We start from the raw sequence: 21,828 nt of genomic DNA on the forward strand, positions 1-21,828 counted from the left end.
AACTGCGCAGGCAAGCTGGACAGAGGCGCAAAAACACTCTGCCAGGCGGCGCGTTTGTTCTATAGTATTGCACTATAAGGCATGGAAACGAGATTAAAAATCACTTCATCTATGCGTTTTTATCACAAGTGATGACATAGCGGGAGCAACACATGGGCCAGTTCAGACAAATATCGACCTTCGTGGAAGTGGTGGCCAAGGGCAGCCTGTCGGCCGCCGCGCGCGCGGAAGGCATCGCGCCGGCCATGATAGGCCGGCGTCTCGATGCGCTGGAGCAGCGCCTGGGCGTCAAATTGCTGCAGCGTACGACGCGCAAGCTGGCGCTCACGAATGAAGGCGCCGCTTTCCTGGAAGATTGCCAGCGCATTCTGGGGGAACTGGAAGAGGCGGAAGCGGCCGTGGCCGAGCGCAGCGTGAAGGCCAGCGGCCATCTGCTCATTTCCGCACCGGCCGGCTTCGGGCGCCAGCACGTGGCGCCATTGATCCCCTCGTTTGTCGCCGAGCACCGCGACGTGACGGTGTCGCTGAATCTGAACGACCGCCTCGTCGACCTGATCGGCGAAGGCATCGACGTGGCCATCCGCATCGCCAGCCTGTCCGATTCCTCGCTCGTGAGCACCAAACTGGCCGACAACCAGCGCGTGCTGGTCGGCTCGGCCGCCTATCTGAAACGGGCGGGCACGCCGCGTATCCCGGCCGACCTAGCCAAGCACAATTGCCTGGCGATCAGCAGCGAAGGCAGCCAGCGGGGCTGGACCTTCCGCGAAAACGGCAAGAATGTGATTCTGAAAGTAGCAGGCAATATGGTCTGCAACGATGGCGAAGTGCTGCACGACTGGGCCCTGGCAGGCAAAGGCCTGGCGTGGCGCTCGATGTGGGAAGTGGGCGCGGAGATCGAATCGGGCCAGCTGGTGACGGTGCTGGACCAGTTCGCCGCGCCGGGCAACGATATTTATGCCGTCTTCGCCCAGCGCCGCCACTTGCCGCTGCGCATACGGGCATTTGTGGATTTTTTGCGGCATGCATATTCCCAACCCGACTACTGGCGCGAGCGCGCCATCTGAGGATGCCGGACCCAAGCTGCTGCGCGACGGTTTTGCCCCCCCGTCGTGACGCATGAGGGAACAACTTCAGCCCCCTGATCGTGCGTAGGTCGGCCAAGGTCGGCGTAGGTCGGCTTAGCGCAGCGTAAGCCGACACCGCCAGCCCATGCACCTCGCCAGCACCGCCATTGTCGGCTTACGCGCAAGCGCTAAGCCGACCTACCAGCTACCCGCCTGCCCGGCGAGGCATGCCGGCCAAAAATCACTGGTGTTCGCAATGGCTTGATTGCGCACCGCGACGTACCAGACGCAGGCCAGCATGGGTCAGCGTAGGTCGACGCAAGTCGGCGTAGGTCGGCTTAGCGCAGCGTAAGCCGACACCGCCAGCCCATGCACCTCGCCAGCACCGCCATTGTCGGCTTACGCGCAAGCGCTAAGCCGACCTACCAGCTACCCGCCTGCCCGGCGAGGCAGGCCGGCCAAAAATCACTGGGGTTCGCAATGGCTTGATTGCGCACCGCGACGTGCGAGACGCAGGTCGGCATGGGGCAGCGTAGGTCGACGCAAGTCGGCGTAGGTCGGCGTAGGTCGGCTTAGCGCAGCGTAAGCCGACACCGCCAGCCCATGCACCTCGCCAGCACCGCCATTGTCGGCTTACGCGCAAGCGCTAAGCCGACCTACCAGCTACCCGCCTGCCCGGCGAGGCATGCCGGCCAAAAATCACTGGTGTTCGCAATGGCTTGATTGCGCACTGCGACGTACCAGACGCAGGCCGGCATGGGTCAGCGTAGGTCGACGTAGGTCGACGTAAGTCGGCGTAGGTCGGCTTAGCGCAGCGTAAGCCGACACCGCCAGCCCATGCACCTCGCCAGCACCGCCAATGTCGGCTTACGCGCAAGCGCTAAGCCGACCTACACGGTGACGCAAGCACGCCAAAAGAGCGCGCAGCCCACGAAAAACCCATACCTCACGGAAATTCAGGCGAAAAAAAATCCTCGGAGACCGAGGATTTCTTTATTTCGTTTGATCCAGCGTATTAGATTGGCTGAATGTTCGAAGCTTGCTTGCCTTTAGGGCCAGCGGTCACTTCAAAAGAAACGCGTTGGTTCTCTTGCAGGGACTTGAAGCCGTTCGACTGGATAGCCGAGAAGTGAGCGAACAGATCTTCGCCGCCTTCGTCAGGGGTAATAAAGCCGAAACCCTTCGAATCATTGAACCATTTTACGATGCCAGTTGCCATTACAATTTCCTATTTCAGTTAAGTTGGGCTTGCGCCCGTTATATCGTTTGAAGCAAGAAAGAAATGACAGACAAACTGCACTACTACCTCGAATCCAACGATGCCCAATTATACCAACAAAACTGAGAAAAACCATTCTTTCGCAAAATAAACTTGCGAACACTACTTTAATAGCCAAATCCCCGTCTTGCGGCGCCCTTTACCAGCGGCATGGAGACACTATATCCTAATCTTCGACGCGGGTGCTTTGCGTTGCATCAAATGAATCATTGCAACCACATCTCTGTAGTGCTGTCGCTCACGCGGTGAAATGGGTGGCGCCCGCATCACGTTCTGCCCAGTCCAGTAGCGCCGTCACTTGCGCCCGCAAGGCGGGCCATTCCGCCACCGCTTGCGCTGGGGTATTGAGCATGGCGCGCACCAGCTGTTCGATGCGCCGGCATTCCTGGCCCAGCGCGGCAAAGCCGAAGGTGGCGGCCGAGCCAGCCACCGCGTGCAGCGCGCGGTGCAGCTCCGTCAACGGTTCCAGACGGGCGCCTTCGCTGTCGCAGCGGCCGCTTGCCTGCGCAATCGCCTGCATCAGGGCCGGCACGCTGGCCGCATACTTTTCGTTCAATGCACGCAAACGCGTGCGGAAATCCGGATCGATCAAGGTTGCCATCGCAATACTCGCCTGAATGACTTACTTGGTGCCGAAGATACGGTCGCCGGCGTCGCCCAGGCCCGGCACGATGTAGGCGTGGTCATCCAGGTGCGAGTCGAGCGCGGCGCAGAACATCTTGACGTTCGGGTGCGCGTTCTGGAACACGGTCACGCCTTCCGGTGCGGCCACCAGGGCCAGGAAGATGATCTGCTCGTCCGTCACGCCCCGTTTTTTCAGCACATCGACGGCATACACGGCCGAATTGCCGGTCGCCACCATCGGGTCGCACAGGATGAAAGTGCGCTCGTTCAGGTCCGGCAGGCGCACCAGGTATTCCACGGGCATGTGCGTGGCCGGGTCGCGGTACACGCCGATATGGCCCACGCGCGCCGACGGCACCAGGTTCAGCAAGCCATCGCTCATGCCGATGCCTGCGCGCAGGATGGGCACGATGGCCAGTTTCTTGCCGGCGATGACGGGCGCATCGATGGTCACCAGCGGGGTCTTGATTTCGCGCGTGGTCAGCGGCAGATCGCGCGTGATTTCATAGCCCATCAGCAAAGTGATTTCCTTGAGCAATTCGCGAAAGGTGCGCGTCGACGTGTCGTGCTCGCGCATGTGGCTCAGTTTGTGCTGGATCAACGGGTGATCGGTAACGAACAAATTCGGGAAGCGTGGGTCTTGTTTCATATTGTTTTTCTTTCTCTACTCTCTGGCGCGGCGGCAAGCATGCACCGCAAGCGCGCTGTGTGTCGATAAAATCATGGATTGCAGCATTATCCCAGTCCGCAGCCCGCCTGTGGCCGGAATTTTCGAAATATTCGGATTTATTGAAATCAATACTCGCGCAGCGCGCGCGCCAGGATGGCCGCGCAATCGGTGCCCGCCGGCAAGCGGCCATACGCTCCGCCCGGCGCCTGCACCAGCCTCGACTGCAGGAAGGCTTGCGCAACGAACGGTGGCGCATGGCGCAGCAGCAAGGCCGCCTGCACGGCCAGCACGATGCGCTCGGACAATTGCCGCGCGCCAAATTCATCCGTTTGCGCTCCATCCAGGTCGGCCAGCAGGCGCGCGCGGCAGGCAACAAAGGAAGCGTCATCATCGCCGGCCAGCGCCAGCTCGGCCGCCAGGGCGTCGCGCGCGGCAGGCGACTTGCCGAAGGCGCGCAAGACATCGAGGCACATGACGTTGCCCGAGCCTTCCCAGATCGAGTTGACGGGCAGTTCGCGGTACAGGCGCGCCAGCGGCGCCTCTTCCACATAGCCCGTGCCGCCCAGCACTTCCATGGCTTCCGCGCCAAAGCCTGGCCCCCGCTTGCAGATCCAGTACTTGCCGGCCGGCGTGAGCACGCGCGCCAGCATCGCCTGCCCTGCATCGTCCTTTTCATCGAAACAGCGGGCCAGGCGCAGCGCAAAAGCCGTGGCAGCTTCCGACTCGAGCGCGAGGTCGGCCAGCACGTTTTGCATCAGCGGCTGCTCGGCCAGCGGCTTGCCGAACACGGCCCGCTGGCGCGCATGGTGCAGCGCCTGCGTCAAGGCGGCGCGCATGATGCCGGTGCTGCCCAGCACGCAATCGAGGCGCGTATGGCTGGCCATTTCCAGGATGGTGGGAATGCCGCGCCCCGGCTGCCCCACGAGCCAGCCATAGGCATTGGTGAACTCCACCTCCGACGAGGCGTTCGAGCGGTTGCCCAGTTTATCTTTCAGGCGCTGCACGCGGATGGCGTTGCGGCTGCCGTCGGGCAGGTAGCGGGGCAAAAAGAAACACGACAGTCCACCCTCGTCCGCCTGCGCCAGGATCAGATGCGCGTCGCACTGGGGCGCCGAGAAAAACCATTTGTGGCCGACGATGCGCCAGGCGCCCCCTGCCTCTGCACCGAACAGCGCTTGCGCCTCGTCCGGCGGCACGGGCACGGCGCGCGTGGTATTGCTGCGCACGTCCGAGCCGCCCTGTTTTTCCGTCATGCCCATGCCGACCAGGGCGCCCCGTTTTTGTTCCACGGGCAAGGAGCGGGGATCGTATTCGCGCGACAGGATTTTCGGCAGCCAGCGCTGCGCGATCTGCGGCAGATCCAGCGCCTGGCGCAGGGCAGGCACCGAGGCATACGTCATCGTCACGGGACACTGCGTGCCGTTTTCCACCTGTCCCACTAATAGATAGGCGGCCGCGCGCGCCACCTGGGCGCCAGGACCGGGCGAGGCCCAGGGCGACGCGTGCGCGCCGGCGCCCACGAGGATGTCCATCAGTTCATGCCAGGCCGGATGGAACAGCACTTCGTCGATGCGCCGGCCGGACCGGTCGAACTGCTGCAGTTCGGGCGTGTGGATATTGGCCAGACGCGCCAGCGCGTACGTCTCGGCCCGGCCCAGCTTGTCGCCCAGCGCGTCGAGCTCCTGCAGCGCCGCGCCGCCGCCTTCTCGCAGCAGCGCTTCGATCAGCGCCGGGTCGCAGGCGAACAGGTTGACGTTTTCAAACGGCGTGGCCTGGTTGAAAACTTCATGCGTATCAAAAGCATTCATGGGGGTCTCCCGCGATTTGTTATCATGGCGCCCTTGCCTGCCGCGGGCGCGCCGTCAACACCGTCTGCCAGCCAGACTAGCGCAAAGCGCAAGGCGGGGCAAGCGCGCCAGGGGAAGCAAGCGCAGATAAATGTTTCCACGTGGAATGAAAATACCCATGTGTGTCGCGCGGCATGATTTTTTTCATGGAAGGCAGGAATATTTACAAAACCTGAAGCAATGTTGCTTTATTTCATGTAATCGAATGCTTTTCAATGATACATTTCGTGTGGATCGCGTTCCGATAGCCGCCCTTCCGGCCCCTATGGCGCGCGTCACGCACGATGCACTGTTTCCGTTGGCGCCCTGCCCTGCAGCGAGCGCCGGCACTGATAATAAAAAGGTAAAAGCCAGCACGATGTTTTCCAGTACCCCATCCGCCGCCCACCGCGAGGCCCGCCACGAGTTGGACAACCTCATGGAAGAGGCAGGCGACGTCGTGTTCCGGCTCGATACGGACGGCCTGATCCTGTTCGCCAGCAAGCGCGCGGCCACCCTGTTCGGCGCGCCCTCGGGCCTGTCCGGCCATTTGCTGCTGCCGCTGGCCACCGAAGCGTCGCGCGCGGCGCTGCAGGCGGCGCTGGAAGACGCGCTGGAAGAGCCGGGCCGCCTGGAAGTGCGCCTGCAAGCGCCGGACCAGGAAATCTGGTTCGAGCTGCGCCTGTCGTCTTATATGAACGCGGCCGGCGTGGCCGAATTGCTGGTGGTCGGGCGCGACACGTCGGCCCAGCACAACACGGAAGAACGGCTGCGCCACATGGCCACGCACGATGCGCTCACGGGTCTGCCGAACCGCCTGCTGCTGTCGGACCGCATCCGCATGGTGATCGCCCAGGCCGCCCGTTCGGGCCAGGGCTTTTCCGTCGCCACCATCGGCCTCGATGGTTTTAAAAAGGTCAACGATGGCCTGGGCCACCCCGTCGGCGACGCCGTACTGCGCCTGGCCGCCGCGCGCCTGCGCAAGACCCTGCGCGACAGCGACACCCTGGCGCGCGTGGGCGGCGACGAATTCGTCGCCGTGCTGCCTGGCAGCGCCACCGACGCCCAGATCAAGCTCGTGACGGGCCGCCTGCTGGCCACCCTGCAGGCGCCGTTCGAAGTCGATGGCCACACGATCTACGTGGGCGCCTCCGTCGGCGTATCGATCTATCCGCTGCACGCGGAGGATGAAGTGCGCCTGGTGGCGCTGGCCGATGCGGCCATGTCGCGCGCCAAGGAAACGGGCAAGGCCCGCTGCCTGGTCTACAGCCCGCGCCTGAACGGCCCGTCGGAACACGATATTTCGCTGGAAGCGGCCATGTTCCACGCCGTGCGCGAAGGCGAATTCCTGCTGTTTTACCAGCCCATCGTCGACGCGCACACGCGCCAGATCCAGGGCTTCGAAACCCTGATGCGCTGGAAGCATCCGACCCTGGGCCTGGTGCCGCCTGTGCGCTTCATCCCGATTGCAGAAGCCAATGGCCTGATCAACCTGCTGGGCGCCTGGGCGTTGAAGGCGGCCTGCGTGCAGCTCAAGCAGTTCCAGGAAGTGGCCAAACGGCCGTTGTACATCTCCGTCAACATCAGCCCGCGCCAGTTCCGCAACGATAAATTCCTCGACGTGCTCGATGAAGCCATCGCGTTTTCGGGACTCTCCGGCGAACACCTGGTGCTGGAAATCACGGAAGGCACGCTGATGATCGACCCCGTGCATGCGGAAACCATCCTCGTCAAGATGACGGAGCGCCGCGCGCGCATCGCCATCGACGATTTCGGCACCGGCTACTCCTCGCTCGCGTATCTGAAGCGCTTCCCCATTTCCGTGCTGAAGATCGACCGCACCTTCATCAAGGACTTGCCCGAATCGAGCAAGGATGCGGCCATCTGCAACACCATTCTCGACCTGGCCAAGCATTTGAATTTGTCCGTCGTGGCCGAGGGCGTGGAAACCGAGGAGCAGATGCACTTCATCGAGTCGCGCGGCTGCCAGTACGTGCAAGGCTACCTGACGGGCAAGCCGATGCCGGCCCATGCCGCGCTATCGGCCTTGAGCGACAAAACCTATGCGGCGCTGGTGCCTGCGCCGTCTGCCAATGAACCGCGCGGAGGGGTGCAATGAATCCAGGTCATTTCACGGTACCGACACAGCTCGGCAAAAACACCCTGGACCTGCTGTGGGCGCGCACGCGACAGCAAGGCGACATGCCCGGCTTCGCGAAAGCCATCAGCGCCATCCTGGGCGCCATGCGCGGCGAGGATGACCACGAATTCGACATCACGCAAACGGTGCTGTCCGACCCTGTCCTCACGCACAAGGTACTCAGGCTGGCCAACAGCGGCATGTATTCGGCCTTCGGCCAGCGCGTCAACACGGTCTCGAAGGCCGTGCTGGTGCTCGGCATCGACGCCATCGGCCACCTGGCGCTGGGCCTGAAGCTGATCGAGGAGCTGTCGCAGGCGTCGCCCGATTCCGTCAGCGCCCACGTGGAAATGGAAAAAGCCGTGCTGGCCGGGATGGTGGCGCAGCAGGTGGCCACCAGCGCCGGCAGCCTGCAGGCGGAGCAAGCCGTCGTCTGCTCCATGCTGCACACCCTTGGCCGCATGATGGTGACGTTCTACATGACGGATTTCTGGGCGCGCATGCAGGCGCATGCGGGTCCCGGCAACGAAGCTGCCGCCGCGCGCGAAATCCTCGGCCTGTCGCTGCCCGAAGTGGGCTATGCCACGGCCGCCCACTGGGGCTTGCCGCAGCACCTGATCAACGGCATGCGTCCGATGGACCCGTCGCCGGACAACTCCCCCGTCAGCGGCGCCGACTGGATGGCGGGCCTGTCGACGATGGCGGCGCGCTGCGCCGACTCGCTGTGGCATGACGATGCGGCCGGCGCGGCGCAGGTGCATGCGCTGATCGACGATTATGCGGGCACCCTGGGCATCACCGCGACGGACCTGGTGGTGGCGGTGGACAAGGCCAAGGCGATGGCGGCGGCCGACCTGTCGATCGCACCGCTGTCGAAACCGGCCGAACGGCGCGCGCGCCAGCTGGCCTCGACGCGCATGCGCGCCGAAGGCAATCGCGTGTTGATCGGCGGCCTGGCCGACCTGCGCGGCGCCATCGGCAGCGCCAGCCCGGGACAGATGGTCTCGATGGCGCTCGAAACGCTGCACCAGGGCTTCGATTTTTCGCGCTCGGTGGCGTTCGTGCGCAACCACAGGGACCATTTGTATTCGGCGCGCATCAGCTTGGGCGAAGGCATGGCGGACCTGCAGGATTTGATGGTGTTTGGCGACGCGTATGAGCCGAACGTCTTCCATGCGGCCCTCAACAGCGACCGCGTGATCTTCATCGACAACGCTCGCGACCCGAAATTCGCCGCCAAACTGCCGCAATGGTGGAAGACGACCCTGTCGGAAGCGCGCAGCTTCGTCGTGCTGCCGCTGTCGGCCAACGGCCACCCCACGGGATTTTTATATGGCGACTGGGACGACAGCTTCCCGCCGATCCAATTGAATCAGACGGAATTCAACCTGATCAACGATATCCGGGCGTTATTGGTGCAGTCGGTGGAGATGCGCCATCAATTGGAATTGGTGGCGAACAAGGTGGCGTGACAGGAGGCGCCGACAATGGTGTCGGATTACGCGCTGCGCGCTAATCCGACCTACATGGCATGGGCCGTAGGTCGGATCAGGGCCGCAGGCCCGTCATCCGACAACATTCAATTTACTTCAGCTTCGGCGTATTCACGCTGACATCGCCGCATTGAGCGCGGTGCATCAGGGCGTGGTCGATCAGCACCAGCGCCAGCATGGCTTCGGCGATCGGCGTGGCGCGGATGCCCACGCAGGGGTCGTGGCGGCCGAACGTTTCCACCATCACGGGATTGCCCTCTTTATCGATCGAGCGGCGCGGCGTGCGGATCGACGACGTCGGCTTGATGGCGATCGACACGCTGATGTCCTGCCCCGTCGAAATGCCGCCCAGCACGCCGCCCGCGTTATTGCCGATAAAGCCTTCCGGCGTCAGTTCGTCGCCGTGCTCGGAACCCTTTTGCGCCACCGAATCGAAGCCGGCGCCGATTTCCACGCCCTTGACGGCATTGATGCCCATCATGGCATAGGCGATGTCGGCGTCGAGCTTGTCGTAGATGGGCTGGCCCAGGCCGACCGGCACGTTTTGCGCGATCACGTCGATGCGCGCGCCGATGGAATCGCCGTCGCGGCGCAGCTGGTCCATCGCCGCCTCCATGCGCGCGATCAGGTCCGCGTCGCCGCTGGCGGCAAAGAACGGGTTCGCATGCACGTGCTCCCACGACTGGAACGGCACGGGAATATCACCCAGCTGGCTCATGCAGCCCTTGAATGTGGTGCCGTACTGCTGCAGCAGCCATTTCTTGGCGATGGCCGCCGCGCCCACGACGGGTGCCGTCAGGCGCGCCGACGAGCGCCCCCCCCCGCGCGGATCGCGCACGCCGTATTTATGCCAGTAGGTGTAGTCGGCGTGGCCGGGGCGGAAGCTTTCCGCGATATTGCCGTAGTCCTTGCTGCGCTGGTCTTCATTGCGGATCAGCAGCGCGATGGGCGTACCCGTCGTCACGCCCTGGTACACGCCGGAGAGGATTTCCACGGTATCCGATTCCTGGCGCTGCGTCACGTGGCGCGAAGTGCCCGGCTTGCGGCGGTCCAGCTCGGGCTGGATATCGGCTTCCGACAGGATCAATCCCGGCGGACAGCCATCGATCACGCAGCCGATGGCCGGACCGTGCGATTCGCCGAAAGTGGTAACAGTAAACAGCTTGCCAAAAGAATTGCCGGACATAGTAGGAAGTGGTGAGGACTGGAAAACTCAATTCTACCAGCCTGCGGGGCATGCCATGCCGCTAATGCCAGGCCACTGCCCGATATTTACCCGCCACCCACCCTCCCGCCGCGCCTTTCGCCCCGCCCCAAACCGCCATTTTAAAATCCCGCGTTATTTTTTCGCATAAAAAATACCAAATAAGCGTCGCAATCATGCAATGCAAGAAATATTGCCCTACAGAATAGACTTAAAAAAACATTTTGCTTATTAAATAGCTATATACTTGGATCAGAGCGCGGCACACAATACTGAACGCCAACCCAGATTTAGGCTGCGCCGAGAGCACGTCACAAAATGCCCAGGGCCAGGCGTCGTTGCCGAAGACAGTACGCAAGTACGGCGAGGCAACGCAACGATAGTTGAGTGCTGTTTTTCGTTGTTCCAGAGTGCATCAGAAATGCCCAGGGCTAGGCGTACTGCCGAAGACAGTACGCGAGTACGGCGAGGCAGTACAACAACGCCATGGACATTTCTGATGTGCTCACGTTCCGTATTGAGTCATCCTGGAGAAGCTATACATGCCCGCACCGATCATCCCCCTTGACGCCAACAAGGACGATCACGACGACCTGGTATTCCTCGATGAGCAACCAGCGGCGTCGCTGGCCGTCGCACAGCGCAGCGTCTGGCGGGTGATGATCATCGACGACGATGAAGACGTCCACTCCACCACCACATTCGCCCTGGGCAATCTGGAAATGCAGCACCGCCCGCTGGAATTCGTGCATGCGTATTCGGCCGGCCAGGCGCGCGAACTGCTCAAGCATGAAGACGACATCGCCGTCATCCTGCTCGACGTGGTCATGGAACAGGATGACGCGGGCCTGCACCTGGTGCGCTACATCCGCGAAACGCTGAAAATGACGGACGTGCGCATCATCCTGCGCACGGGCCAGCCCGGCTATGCGCCGGAAATCGACGCCATCCGCGATTTCGACATCAACGACTACAAGACCAAGTCCGAACTGACGCGCATCAAGCTGTTTACGACGGTGACGGCCGCCATCCGCTCGTACGAGCAGATCCGCTCAATCAACAGCAGCCGGCGCGGCCTGGACCGTATCGTCCACGCCAGCACGCAGCTGATGGCGCTGCATGGCGTACAGAATTTCTCGGCCGGCGTGCTGGCGCAGATCGCCGACCTGCTGGGCACCCGGGCCGACGGCGTGCTGTGCGTGCAGGACTTGCAGGACAATGGCAGCAAGGAGCTGCTCGTTTCGGCCTGTACGGGCAGCTTTTCCAGCCTGCCGCACAGCGCCCTGTGCGGCCTGCAAAACCCGCGCGTGATGGCCGCCATCGAGCACACGCTGGCGCAGCGGCGCAATGTCTACGCACACGACTACGCCACGCTGTACTTCGCGGGCAAGGCCGGCCGCGACGCGGCCGCCTACCTCATGCTGCCGCGCCCCCTTTCCGCCATCGATGAAAGCCTGCTGGAAGTATTCTGCAGCAACGTCGCCGTGGGCCTGGACAACGTCGAGCTGGTATCGCACCTGCACAATGCCGCCTTCTACGACCAGTTGTCGAAGCTGCCGAACCGCACGCGCCTGGTGGAAATCCTCGACGCCACGCTGGCCGGCCCCGCGCGCGACGACGCCACGCTGTCGCTGGTCGACCTCGACCACTTTGCCGAGACCAACGACGCGCTGGGCCACCAGTTCGGCGACATGCTGCTCGTCGCCGTGGCGGGACGCCTGCAAACCCAGCTGGGGCCGCAACTGACGGTGGCGCGCCTGGGGGGCGACATCTTTTGCGTGCTGGGCGACTCGTCGCAAGTCAATCCAGCCAAGATCCTGGCCCTGTTCCAGGCGCCGTTCTGCATCGACGGCCAGGACGTGCAGCTGTCTGCCACCCTGGGCCTGGTGCGGCTGGGCGAACATGCGGGCACGGGCGCCGACGCGCTGAAGGATGCCGACATCGCCCTGAAACGGGCGAAAAGCCAGCAGCGCGCCGGGCACTTCTATTTCTCGCGCAGCATGGGCATCGAAATCCGCGAAAGAGTCCGCATGATGCACGCGCTGCGCACGGCCTTCAGCCAGGACCAGCTGTTTGTCGTGTATCAACCGCAGATCGACCTGACCACGCGCCGTCCCGTGGGCGCCGAAGCGCTGCTGCGCTGGCAGACGCCGGACGGCAAGTTCATCTCGCCCGACCGCTTCATCCCGATTGCCGAGTATTCAGGCATCATCATCGACCTCGGCGAATGGGTGCTGCGCACGGCTTGCCGCGAACTGGTGCTGCTGCGCGAGCAGGGCCACCGCAACTTCGTCATGTCCGTCAACGTATCGCAAGTGCAGTTCCGCCACCCGCTGTTCCTGGAAATGCTGCGCGCGGCGCTGGAAGAGACGCAGGCGCCACCCGAGTTCATCGAGCTGGAAATCACGGAATCGATGGCCATGGAAGAGCCCGATTTATTGATCAAGATGTTGTGGCAGATCAAGCAGACGGGCGTAAGCATCGCCATCGACGACTTCGGCACGGGCTTCTCGTCGCTGTCCTATTTGCAGCGCCTGCAAGTGGACCGCCTGAAAATCGACCGCGCCTTCGTCACGGAGATCACGGGATCGGCGCGCGGCAGCAGCATCGCCGAAATGGTCATCCAGCTGGGCCGCAACCTGGGCCTGGCCGTGATCGCCGAAGGCGTGGAAGACGAGCGGCAAGCGCAGATCCTGCAAGCGCTGGGCTGCCCGATGGCGCAGGGCTTTCTGTTCGCCCGCCCCATGACGGCCACGGCGCTGGGCACCTGGCTGAACAATGAGGCGCTGCAGGGGGCGGCATAGGCCAGGCCTTGGATCGCCAATGCAAAACGCCGGCAATCGCCGGCGTTGTCTTTACTGCATGAGTGAAGATTAATCCGTCGTTTCGGCCGGCCAGTCGCGGATGTACGCTTTCAGCATCTGGTTTTCAAAGCTTTGCGCTTCGAGCACGGCGCGCGCGACGTCGTAGAAGGAAATGACGCCCAGCAGAGTCTTGGCGTTCATGACGGGCAGGTAGCGCGCGTGCTTTTCCAGCATGATGCGGCGCACTTCATTGACTTCCGTGTCAGGCGTGACGGTGATCGGGTGGTCATCCATGTGCTTGCGCACGGTGCCGCCGCCGATCTGGCCCGCATTTTCATGCAAGGCGTTCAACACTTCGCGGAAGGTCAGCATGCCGACCAGGTCGCCAAATTCCATGACCACCAGCGAACCGATGTCTTTTTCAGCCATGGTATTGGCCGCGTCAAGCAGGGGCTGGTCAGGCGTGACCGTGTAGAGGATATTGCCCTTGACTTGGAGAATTTCAGATACTTTCATATTGGCCGTCCTGTCCGCGTGATTGGTATTTTAGTTATTCTAAGCCCTTACTGCGACTGTAGCCTATGCCTGCGGAAAAATCCAGCCTTGCGCGCAATCAAATCGAGGGGGATTGCGCGCAACTTTTCATCAGCCCCGGCGGCGGAACCACCCGGCAATCGAGAGGCGCTCGCGCGCCGTCGGCAACACTTCGTGCAGCATCTCGCCCGACATGAACATGGCCATGCGGCCCGCCTGCGGCAAGATATCCACCTGAGCGCCATCCTGCGGGTGCAAACGCAGCGCGCCGCCATGCTCGGGCAGCCAGTCGTCGTTCAGGTACAGCACGACGGACACGGTGCGCTTGTCGTCGTCGCGGAAACGGTCCAGATGGGCCCGGTAAAAGGCGCCCGGCGCATACAGGGCGAAATGGCTTTCATACTCTTCCAGCCCCAGGAACAGCTCGCGGTTGAGCATGCGCCGCAGCGCTTCCATGTGTTCCAGGTAGCGGTCGCACGCGCTTGACCTGCCCGTTTCCAGCCATTCGATATGGTCGCCGCGGATGTCCGGCTGCAGCAGCGGCGCATGGCCGCTGCCCACGCCGGCCCCCTTCATCTTGCCGCTGAGCATGGATTGCACGCATTCGGCGGCCAGTTGGCGACTCAGTTCTGGGGAAATGAAATGCTCTTGCATGAGCCAGCCTGCCTGGCAGAGGCCGTCGACGATAGAGGGTCCGGGTACGGCAAGGGAGCCGTCGAACGATATTGCGGGCATAAAATCTTTCCTGGTGGACATGCATGAGAGTGCGCCTGAAGCCCAGGATTTCGTTCGCTTGCAACTGCTTCCCTGCGGCGCGGCGCACGCGCACAGCTAAGACAGCCCGAATATCGCTGATACGATATCGTACCACCGCCGCACCGCGCCGGTCACTTTTTTTACACTTCAGGTTACACGCGAGCTGAGCCTGACCGTCCGCCAGCACGGCCCCATGCGCCCTGCACAGGAGCCCTTTTGCTCAGCTGCAAATCAGGTTACGATCTTGCCACTATAAAACTTGGCGGAGACACCATGAGCGGCCCGAAATACCCCGGTTTCGATACCTTATCCCTGCATGCGGGTGCCGCGCCCGACCCGGCTACGGGCGCGCGCGCCACGCCCATCCATTTCACGTCCTCGTTTGCCTTCAAGAGTTCGGACCATGCGGCCTCGCTGTTCAATATGGAACGGGCCGGCCACGTCTACTCGCGCATCTCGAATCCCACCAACGCCGTGCTCGAAGAGCGCATCGCCGCCCTCGAAGGGGGCGTGGCCGGCATCGCCACGGCCAGCGGCCAGGCCGCCATGCACCTGGGTTTATGTACCATCGCCGGCGCCGGCTCGCACATCGTGGCCTCGCGCGCCCTGTACGGCGGCTCGCACAACCTGCTCGCCTACACATTAAAACGCTTCGGCATCGAGACGACCTTCGTCGACCCGCGCGACGTGGACGCCTGGCGCGCTGCCATCCGCCCGAATACCAAAGTCCTGTTCGCGGAAACCCTGGGCAATCCCGGCCTCGACGTGCTCGATATCCCGACCATTGCCGCCCTGGCGCACGAGCAGCACTTGCCGCTGATGCTCGATTCGACGTTCACCACGCCGTATTTGCTGCGCCCCTTCGAGCATGGCGCCGACCTGGTGTTCCACTCGGCCACCAAGTTTTTATGCGGCCATGGCACGGCCATCGGCGGCTTGCTCGTCGACGGCGGCACTTTTGATTGGCAGGCGGCCTACGACCAGACGGGCCGTTTCGCCGAACTGTGCGAACCGTATGACGGCTTTCACGGCATGGTCTTCGCCGAGGAATCGACGGTGGCGCCGTTCGCCCTGCGCGCGCGGCGCGAAGGCTTGCGCGACTTCGGCGCCGTCATGAGCCCGCACAACGCCTTCGCCATCCTGCAGGGCATCGAAACCCTGGGCTTGCGCATGGACCGCCACGTGGCCAATACGCGCAAGGTCATCGATTTTCTGCTGGTCAATCCGGCCGTGGAATCCGTGTCCTACCCGGAACTGCCGTCGCATCCCGATTACGAGCTGGCCAAGACCCTGCTGCCGAAGGGCGCGGGCGGCGTCTTCACCTTCCGCCTGCGCGGCGACCGCACGGCGGGCCAGCGCTTCGTCGACAGCCTGAAGATCTTTTCGCACCTGGCCAACGTGGGGGACGCCAAGTCGCTCGTCATCCACCCCGCCTCCACCACGCACTTCCGCGTGCCCGACGATCAACTGGCGCAGGCCGGCATCACGCAGGGCACCATGCGCTTGTCGGTGGGCCTGGAAGACGCCGACGATTTGATCGAAGACCTGGCCCGTGGCCTGAAACTGTCGCAGAAAGGCGCCTGACATGCAGCTCACCATTGAGAACACCACGGCCTACTGCTACACGGGTGGCAAGCCATTCAACCCGAACCAGCCCACGGCCGTCTTCATCCACGGCGCGCAAAACGACCATAGCGTGTGGGCCCTGCAGACGCGCTACTTTGCTCACCACGGCTGGAACGTGCTGGCCGTCGACTTGCCGGGCCATGGCCGCAGCGGCGGCGCGGCGAAAACCAAGGTCGAGGAACTGGCGCGCTGGATCCTCGCCGTGCTGGACGGGGCCGGCGCACCCAGGGCCATGCTGATCGGCCACAGCATGGGATCATTGATCGCGCTGGAAGCGGCATTCCTGGCGCCGGATCGCGTCAGCCACCTGGCCATGCTCGGCTCCACCTACCCGATGAAAGTCTCGCCGGCGCTGCTGGAAACGTCGCTCAACGATGAACAGGCGGCCATCGACATGGTCAATATCTGGTCGCACTCGTCGATCGCGCAAAAGCCGTCGTTTCCTGGCCCCGGCTTTTACGCCATGGGCGGCGCACGGCGCCTGAAGCAGCGCATCGCCGCCCTCAACCCCGATCACGTGTTTCACACGGATTTTTCTGCCTGCAATGCCTACGCGAACGGCGAAATCGCCGCCGCTTCGGTACACTGCCCCACTTTATTCATTTTCGGCGCGCGCGACATGATGACGCCGCCCAAGTCGACCCGGCTGCTGACAGCGGCCATAGCGCATGGCACCGTGGTGCAGGTCGACAGCGGGCACGAATTGATGGCCGAGCAGCCGGACGCCGTGCTCGACGCGCTGTTTGCGTTTGCGCAAACGGCAGCGGCAGCGGCAGCGGCATGAACGCTTTTTTTAGGATAGATGCACATGTTGTTGAATACCCTGTTTGAAGAATTGACCGGCCGCGGCAGCGGCACGGAGGCGGAGCGGCACGAACGCTACAACTGGCTGCAACAGCTGCGTTTCAATAACCCGCAAGCGGAAGAAGGCGGCCCGATGGCCGGCATTCCGTACTACCAATGGTGCCGGCTGCCGCAAGCGCTGATCGTCGCGGGCCAGCACACGGACCTGCTGGTCGGCACCACGAGCGCACTGTATCTGGTCTTCGAGGGCCGCCACGCGGCCGCGTTTGCGGCCGAACTGGGCCTGCAATACGACGCCAACAACCGCATCGACCGCCCCGGCGGCCTCGACGAGCTGCTCGATGCCTATGAAGAGCAGGACGACGGCAGCTGGGCCACCCTGCCGAACGAAGCGCCAGCGCCGCCGCTTGCCGGCTGGGACGACGTGTACTTCCGCGTGCGCGACCTGAGCGACGGCAGGACCATCCAGAGCGTGACCACCATCGCCTACGAAAGCAGCCGTTTCCCTGGCTACACCCTGCTGGGCACGACCATGGTGGGCGCGGGCGCCATCGCCCACGACGACGAGACGGCGGAATATTTGCAGCAAATCTTCGCCGACTGGGCCATTCAGCGCGAATGCGCCGATGTCTGTCTGCCAGCGCAGGAACCGTGGCCCCACGCGCCGCGCCAGACGCCGCCCGCGCCTTTCGGTACCCCCTTCGATTTTGCCCGCAATCTCGCCTATCTTGACACCCTGCTGGCCGCCTACGAACGCGCGCAGGGGCAGGCGGAAATCGATGGCGGCGATAGCGCTTACTGGGCATGCGCGGCCGCCAGCGTGGCTTACCAGGTCTTCTCGCTGCGCTACACGGCAGGCCTGCCCTTGCCCGAAGTGGAAACGGCGCTGGAAGCTGCCATCGGCGCCTGCGAAGCGGCACGCGCGGCCCTGGCCGAGGCCTACGATGACGATGCCTTGCCCGCCTTTGATTTCGAACAATTGACGGATTACGCGCGTACCCTGCAGCTGCTGGGCGCGGCCCTGCTGTTCGGCCGCCACGACCTGGCCGCCCGCCTGGCCGCCCTGCAGACGGCCTTCGACGGCGAAGACGGCGTGTACGAAGCGCTGCTGGCGACCATCGACCCGACGCGACCCGCCGTCGACGAATGGTATTTCGCCGAGCCCTATTCGGCCCTGTTCGAGTGCCTGGACGCGGACGATGCCGCGCAGCAGCTGGAACACCTGCGGCACTATCTGGCCAGCTGGCATGGCGCGCTGGTGCACGAAGACTGGTTCAACGGCCATTTGCGCGCGCACGGCCTGGGCGGCTACTACGGCCTGTGGGCCTTCGAGGCGGCCGCCGTGGCCAAACACCTTGGCCTGGAACGCAGCGCGCTGGCGCATTGGCTCATGCCGCCCGCGCCCTGAATCTCCCGTTCACTTTTAGATAAAGATCAATGATCAATACCGCAGCCCTGTTCAGCACCGCATTTTTACCCGGCCAGGCCGGTTTCGACACCGAGACGATCAACGGCCTGGCCGAATGGCGGCTGGACGTACCTGCGCTGTTCAAGCTGCTCATCGGCGCCGGCACGCAAGCCGTCGCCTGGCCCATCTACGGCGACGGCGAAGACTGCCCCTGCGTGCTGGCCGCGCCGATGGCGCAGGCACAGGCCAGCTGGCAAGCGTTGTCCGCGCTGATGGACAAGCCGCGCAACGCGGCCGCCATCGTCGCGCGCAGCGCCATCAGCGCCCTGCTGGCCAGCGGCCAGCCGTGGCTGATCCTCGATTGCGTGCAGCTGATCGCGCACGATATCGGCACGCCGGAATACGCGGCCGCGCTCGAGGCCCTGCGCGCCGAGGCGCAAGCCCTGCACTCTGCCCTGCAGCGCGGCGACCGGGACGCGCTGGCACCGCTGCTGGCCGCCGGCGCCGCATCGCCGGCCACCGGCTACTGGTCGGCTACGGCCGAGGCGCAACTGGCCGAGGTCGAGGAACTCGATGCGCAAGATTTGCCGTTCCTGCAAGGCCTGGAAGTGCTGGGATGGGAGGAGGACGCGCTGTGCTATGCAGTGAGCGCCGCCGCTGAACCGGACGTCACCGGCCTCGTCACGTCCTATGGCCGCTGGATCGTGCCGCTGTCGCAGCGCTATGTCGACCTGGGCGTTTACTACGCGGACGATGGCTGGATCACCTTTGCCACGGCGGACGCCCCCGATGCGCACGGCGTGCTGGACCTCAACGGCACGGTGGTGCTGCCGCCATCCCCCGGCGCCCTGTACGTCATCAGCCCCCATCTGGTACAGAGAATCGCGCCGGACGGCGCCAGCAGCCTGCTGCGCCTGCCCGACGGCGCGCTGCTGATGGACGGGGTGGACAACATCTGCCAGCGCGACGATGGCTTGATCGACATCGAACGCCAGACAGACCAGACAGACGATGACGGCAAGCGCAATGTGCACGGCGTGGTCGACACCACGGGCAAGGTCGTGGTGCCGCCGGCCTACAGCTCCGTGCAGGATTTCGGCACGAAGAAGAAAATCGCCATCGTCAGCCAGCGCATCGCCGGGCGCTTCCTGTTTGGCCTGGCGAACAGCCAGGGCGAGCTGCTGGCGCCCTGCCAGTACGAAGCCATCGATAGCGCCACCACGTCGTCGCCGCCCAAGCTGCGCAAGAACCTGATCTTCGCCATCGACGCGCAAGGCCTGGCCTGCATGCTGACGCCCGATGGCAAGCAGGCGTTTACGCCGTTATATCCGCCCGCCCACCACTTGCGCGGCGTGGCCGTGCAAAGCGATTTTTTATATGTGGTCAACGATGGCATGGCCTGGAGCATGGATTTCACGGGCCAGCTGCTCGAGCAGTTCGACACGGTGGAGAACTTCAAGGCGGCCATCACGGCGCAATTGAGCGAGTCCATCGGCCTGGGCCAGAAAAAGCCCGAGAAAAAGCCCGCCAAGCGCCGCAGCTTCACGCCGGCGCAGATCCTGGCCAAGGCCGACCGCGAGCAGTTGCGCAGCATGGCCGCGCTGCTCTTGCTGGGCGATGCTGCACTGGCCGCACGCTGCGTGGACATCACCCTGGAAGAACTGGCGGATGACGACCCGGAAGCGGAATACGAAGGCGAGACGCCCGAAGCGGCGTGTTTCTTCCTGCTCTGGTCCACGGCCGCCGATGCGCTGGGCCACGGCACCAGCCTGGACTGGAAATCGGTCGATGAAGTGCCGCGCATCGCCCGGCACATCGGCCTGCCCGCGCTGCGCGATTTTTCGTGGACGGAACGCGAGGATGGCGACGCGATGGCCGAAGGCCTGGCCGCCATCGCCACCCACCTGGCGCCGCATCAGCTGCGCCTGGTGAACCTGCACGGCGGCGAAGACACGTATTATCTGGGCGTGGTACGCACGCAGGATGCGGCCGCGTTCAGCAAGGCGGCGCAGCAGGCGGCCCTGCGGCCCGTGCTGCTGTGACGGCTTGCCGGCCCGTCTGCTGATATCGCACCCGGCCGGCAACATGGAACGCCGTTACTGGCCGGGTGCATCTTTACTTGACGGAACGATCGAACAGCGCCTTGTCAAAACGCAGGGTAATGACTTCGGTATCGTCCGGCTTGCCTGGCTTGCGGCCGTCTTCACCGGGGTAGTTCGTGTCAATTGCCACGACTAGCGTGTGGGCATCGAGGACTTCAACGCTCTCCACCGAGTCGAAAGGCATGCTGAACTTACCCACAGGCATATTGCTCGCCTGCCCGCCGATGCCTTTGGGGTCGGAGATATTCAGCAAGTCCACCAGCAGCGTTTTCTTGAGGGCGCCATCAGCATCTTTCTCCTTCAGGTCGACCAGGTACAGGCGCTTGATCACGGCCTTGGCGCCCCAGAAGCCGTCGCGCTCGATGAGCACGAACTTGCTGCCGCCGACATTGGTCATGTCGCCGATCACGACGCCATTATCCTTGGCCGCGCCATCCTTGCGGTACACGAGATTCTTGCCCGTATAGTGCATGGCGGCGGGGTCGAACTCGAAGATGTTCAGGTAGCGCTCATCCGCGGCAACGGGCCGCAGGGACGGGTCGCTTGGCGCCGCTTCCGGCACCGCGTAGAGCAGGCTGCGGTCGGCGTTATAGGCCAGGCTTTCGAAGCCCCGGCTGCCTGACAGGGTGATGCTGGCGCCCTTGCCCAGCACTTCCGGATTAGCCGGGCTGCGCAGGAAGGGATGGGGAACGGGATCGCCCATGAGCGTGCCGTTTTTGTCGAAGTGCAGGATATACGGGCCGAACTCCTCGCCCACGAACCAGGTGCCATCGGCGGCGCGCGCGAGCGATTCAATGTCGAAGTCAAAACCGGTCAGCAGGCGGCCCGCGCGAATGCGCGCATCGACGGCGATACCGCTGTCGGAAAAGACCAGTCCGCCGGAGGTGTTGCTTGGGTAGTTGACATAGTCGGCCGTGATTTTCAGGTCGATGCCCTTGCCGTCGTTTAAGAAACCCCTGGCGTCGTTGAAGGCGAGGAAGCTGTTGATCTTGATGCTGCCCGGCGTCTTGCTGGCGTCTGCGTCCGTGCGGAAGTTGATGCTGGCGTTATACAGGCCGAGCACGAAATCGGCCGAATTGCCCTTGGCGCCGTAGCCATTGTCGGCCATGGCAGTCCAGCTGCCGTCGTCATTCCTCAGCAGAGCGGAGAAGCCCGGAATCGGCACGCCATTGGCAAACGGCGGGCTGACGCCAAGCGCCGCGGCCATGAACTGTCCGGAAACCGGCGCCGGCCAGCGCGCCGTGTCAGGCAACGCTGCCCAGCCGACCAGCTGGTGCGGCAGTCCCTCCCCCTCCTTGGGCACCGCGTCGGGAGCCGCAGAGGAACTGCCGCCGCAGGCAGCCAGCATGCCGCTGACCATCACGATGGCCAAGCCGCGGCACAAATTCAAACCGCTCAAATGACAACGCATATTTGCTTCCTCTACAAGATGAATGGAGAGGAAAGCTTACCGGCCTTCGGTGACCAGTTTATGACATGCGTCCCTAGCGCGCG

Annotated in this window: 16 protein-coding genes; 8 read left to right on the forward strand and 8 right to left on the reverse strand. The window is 63.6% G+C overall.

Going from position 1 to position 21,828, the window contains the following annotated elements; translation table 11 throughout:
* The first annotated feature begins 152 nt into the window (after positions 1-152).
* Positions 153-1,064, forward strand: coding sequence for a LysR family transcriptional regulator (locus tag JAB4_RS17815; protein ID WP_070223470.1), 912 nt, complete (start codon positions 153-155; stop codon positions 1,062-1,064).
* Positions 1,065-2,079: 1,015 nt separating this feature from the next.
* Here JAB4_RS17815 and JAB4_RS17820 read toward each other — a convergent pair.
* The 4 genes from JAB4_RS17820 to JAB4_RS17835 form a co-directional block, all read right to left on the reverse strand.
* On the reverse strand, positions 2,080-2,283 hold the full coding sequence (locus JAB4_RS17820) for a cold-shock protein (protein ID WP_010398811.1): 204 nt from the start codon (positions 2,281-2,283) through the stop codon (positions 2,080-2,082).
* 298 nt (positions 2,284-2,581) lie between these two features.
* On the reverse strand, positions 2,582-2,944 hold the full coding sequence (locus JAB4_RS17825; protein WP_070224424.1) for an Hpt domain-containing protein: 363 nt from the start codon (positions 2,942-2,944) through the stop codon (positions 2,582-2,584).
* Between the two features lie 21 nt (positions 2,945-2,965).
* Complete coding sequence (gene upp, locus JAB4_RS17830) at positions 2,966-3,616, reverse strand: uracil phosphoribosyltransferase (protein ID WP_070224425.1); 651 nt, start codon at positions 3,614-3,616, stop codon at positions 2,966-2,968.
* Positions 3,617-3,762: 146 nt separating this feature from the next.
* Positions 3,763-5,445, reverse strand: coding sequence for an isovaleryl-CoA dehydrogenase (locus JAB4_RS17835; protein ID WP_070224426.1), 1,683 nt, complete (start codon positions 5,443-5,445; stop codon positions 3,763-3,765).
* A gap of 397 nt (positions 5,446-5,842) precedes the next feature.
* On the opposite strand from JAB4_RS17835, the gene JAB4_RS17840 reads away from it, so the two are divergent.
* Together JAB4_RS17840 and JAB4_RS17845 are read left to right on the forward strand one after the other, a co-directional pair.
* On the forward strand, positions 5,843-7,582 hold the full coding sequence (locus JAB4_RS17840; RefSeq protein ID WP_070224478.1) for an EAL domain-containing protein: 1,740 nt from the start codon (positions 5,843-5,845) through the stop codon (positions 7,580-7,582).
* The gene (locus JAB4_RS17845) at positions 7,579-9,075 is read left to right on the forward strand and encodes an HDOD domain-containing protein (protein WP_070224427.1); all 1,497 of its coding nucleotides are present in this window, start codon (positions 7,579-7,581) and stop codon (positions 9,073-9,075) included. Before JAB4_RS17840 ends, JAB4_RS17845 begins: the two co-directional genes overlap by 4 nt.
* A gap of 112 nt (positions 9,076-9,187) precedes the next feature.
* Here JAB4_RS17845 and aroC read toward each other — a convergent pair whose 3' ends face one another.
* Complete coding sequence (gene aroC, locus JAB4_RS17850; RefSeq protein ID WP_070224428.1) at positions 9,188-10,282, reverse strand: chorismate synthase; 1,095 nt, start codon at positions 10,280-10,282, stop codon at positions 9,188-9,190.
* 560 nt (positions 10,283-10,842) lie between these two features.
* Here aroC and JAB4_RS17855 point away from each other — a divergent pair.
* On the forward strand, positions 10,843-13,104 hold the full coding sequence (locus tag JAB4_RS17855; RefSeq protein ID WP_070224429.1) for an EAL domain-containing protein: 2,262 nt from the start codon (positions 10,843-10,845) through the stop codon (positions 13,102-13,104).
* Between the two features lie 69 nt (positions 13,105-13,173).
* On the opposite strand, the gene JAB4_RS17860 is transcribed toward JAB4_RS17855, so the two are convergent.
* Together JAB4_RS17860 and JAB4_RS17865 are read right to left on the reverse strand one after the other, a co-directional pair.
* Complete coding sequence (locus JAB4_RS17860; RefSeq protein ID WP_010398828.1) at positions 13,174-13,620, reverse strand: CBS domain-containing protein; 447 nt, start codon at positions 13,618-13,620, stop codon at positions 13,174-13,176.
* A 129-nt stretch (positions 13,621-13,749) separates the two neighbouring features.
* Entirely contained in the window at positions 13,750-14,292 is a 543-nt protein-coding gene (locus JAB4_RS17865) for a 2OG-Fe(II) oxygenase (RefSeq protein WP_227741982.1), read from the reverse strand.
* A gap of 375 nt (positions 14,293-14,667) precedes the next feature.
* Here JAB4_RS17865 and JAB4_RS17870 point away from each other — a divergent pair, with 375 nt between their 5' ends.
* Genes JAB4_RS17870 through JAB4_RS17885 form a run of 4 tightly spaced genes read left to right on the forward strand, consistent with a single transcriptional unit; the run spans position 14,668 to position 20,274 of the window.
* Positions 14,668-15,978: an O-acetylhomoserine aminocarboxypropyltransferase gene (locus JAB4_RS17870; RefSeq protein WP_070224431.1), complete on the forward strand. Its 1,311-nt coding sequence runs from the start codon at positions 14,668-14,670 to the stop codon at positions 15,976-15,978.
* A 1-nt stretch (position 15,979) separates the two neighbouring features.
* Positions 15,980-16,804 (forward strand): alpha/beta hydrolase, encoded by an 825-nt coding sequence (locus JAB4_RS17875; protein ID WP_070224432.1) that lies wholly within the window; start codon positions 15,980-15,982, stop codon positions 16,802-16,804.
* Positions 16,805-16,828: 24 nt separating this feature from the next.
* Positions 16,829-18,232, forward strand: a complete 1,404-nt coding sequence (locus JAB4_RS17880; RefSeq protein WP_070224433.1) for a PoNe immunity protein domain-containing protein — start codon at positions 16,829-16,831, stop codon at positions 18,230-18,232.
* Between the two features lie 29 nt (positions 18,233-18,261).
* Positions 18,262-20,274, forward strand: coding sequence for a WG repeat-containing protein (locus JAB4_RS17885; protein ID WP_070224434.1), 2,013 nt, complete (start codon positions 18,262-18,264; stop codon positions 20,272-20,274).
* A gap of 73 nt (positions 20,275-20,347) precedes the next feature.
* Here JAB4_RS17885 and JAB4_RS17890 read toward each other — a convergent pair whose 3' ends face one another.
* Positions 20,348-21,745: an esterase-like activity of phytase family protein gene (locus JAB4_RS17890; RefSeq protein WP_070224435.1), complete on the reverse strand. Its 1,398-nt coding sequence runs from the start codon at positions 21,743-21,745 to the stop codon at positions 20,348-20,350.
* Positions 21,746-21,828: the final 83 nt, after the last annotated feature.

The organism is Janthinobacterium sp. HH102, assembly GCF_001758625.2.
Lineage (GTDB): Bacteria > Pseudomonadota > Gammaproteobacteria > Burkholderiales > Burkholderiaceae_D > Janthinobacterium.

Bases quoted from the DNA above. Each gene is read 5' to 3' on its own strand.
- JAB4_RS17815 (WP_070223470.1), top strand. From the start codon at position 153: ATGGGCCAGTTCAGACAAATATCGACCTTCGTGGAAGTGGTGGCCAAG.
- JAB4_RS17820 (WP_010398811.1), bottom strand. From the start codon at position 2,283: ATGGCAACTGGCATCGTAAAATGGTTCAATGATTCGAAGGGTTTCGGC.
- JAB4_RS17825 (WP_070224424.1), bottom strand. From the start codon at position 2,944: ATGGCAACCTTGATCGATCCGGATTTCCGCACGCGTTTGCGTGCATTG.
- upp (WP_070224425.1), bottom strand. From the start codon at position 3,616: ATGAAACAAGACCCACGCTTCCCGAATTTGTTCGTTACCGATCACCCG.
- JAB4_RS17835 (WP_070224426.1), bottom strand. From the start codon at position 5,445: ATGAATGCTTTTGATACGCATGAAGTTTTCAACCAGGCCACGCCGTTT.
- JAB4_RS17840 (WP_070224478.1), top strand. From the start codon at position 5,843: ATGTTTTCCAGTACCCCATCCGCCGCCCACCGCGAGGCCCGCCACGAG.
- JAB4_RS17845 (WP_070224427.1), top strand. From the start codon at position 7,579: ATGAATCCAGGTCATTTCACGGTACCGACACAGCTCGGCAAAAACACC.
- aroC (WP_070224428.1), bottom strand. From the start codon at position 10,282: ATGTCCGGCAATTCTTTTGGCAAGCTGTTTACTGTTACCACTTTCGGC.
- JAB4_RS17855 (WP_070224429.1), top strand. From the start codon at position 10,843: ATGCCCGCACCGATCATCCCCCTTGACGCCAACAAGGACGATCACGAC.
- JAB4_RS17860 (WP_010398828.1), bottom strand. From the start codon at position 13,620: ATGAAAGTATCTGAAATTCTCCAAGTCAAGGGCAATATCCTCTACACG.
- JAB4_RS17865 (WP_227741982.1), bottom strand. From the start codon at position 14,292: ATGCAAGAGCATTTCATTTCCCCAGAACTGAGTCGCCAACTGGCCGCC.
- JAB4_RS17870 (WP_070224431.1), top strand. From the start codon at position 14,668: ATGAGCGGCCCGAAATACCCCGGTTTCGATACCTTATCCCTGCATGCG.
- JAB4_RS17875 (WP_070224432.1), top strand. From the start codon at position 15,980: ATGCAGCTCACCATTGAGAACACCACGGCCTACTGCTACACGGGTGGC.
- JAB4_RS17880 (WP_070224433.1), top strand. From the start codon at position 16,829: ATGTTGTTGAATACCCTGTTTGAAGAATTGACCGGCCGCGGCAGCGGC.
- JAB4_RS17885 (WP_070224434.1), top strand. From the start codon at position 18,262: ATGATCAATACCGCAGCCCTGTTCAGCACCGCATTTTTACCCGGCCAG.
- JAB4_RS17890 (WP_070224435.1), bottom strand. From the start codon at position 21,745: ATGCGTTGTCATTTGAGCGGTTTGAATTTGTGCCGCGGCTTGGCCATC.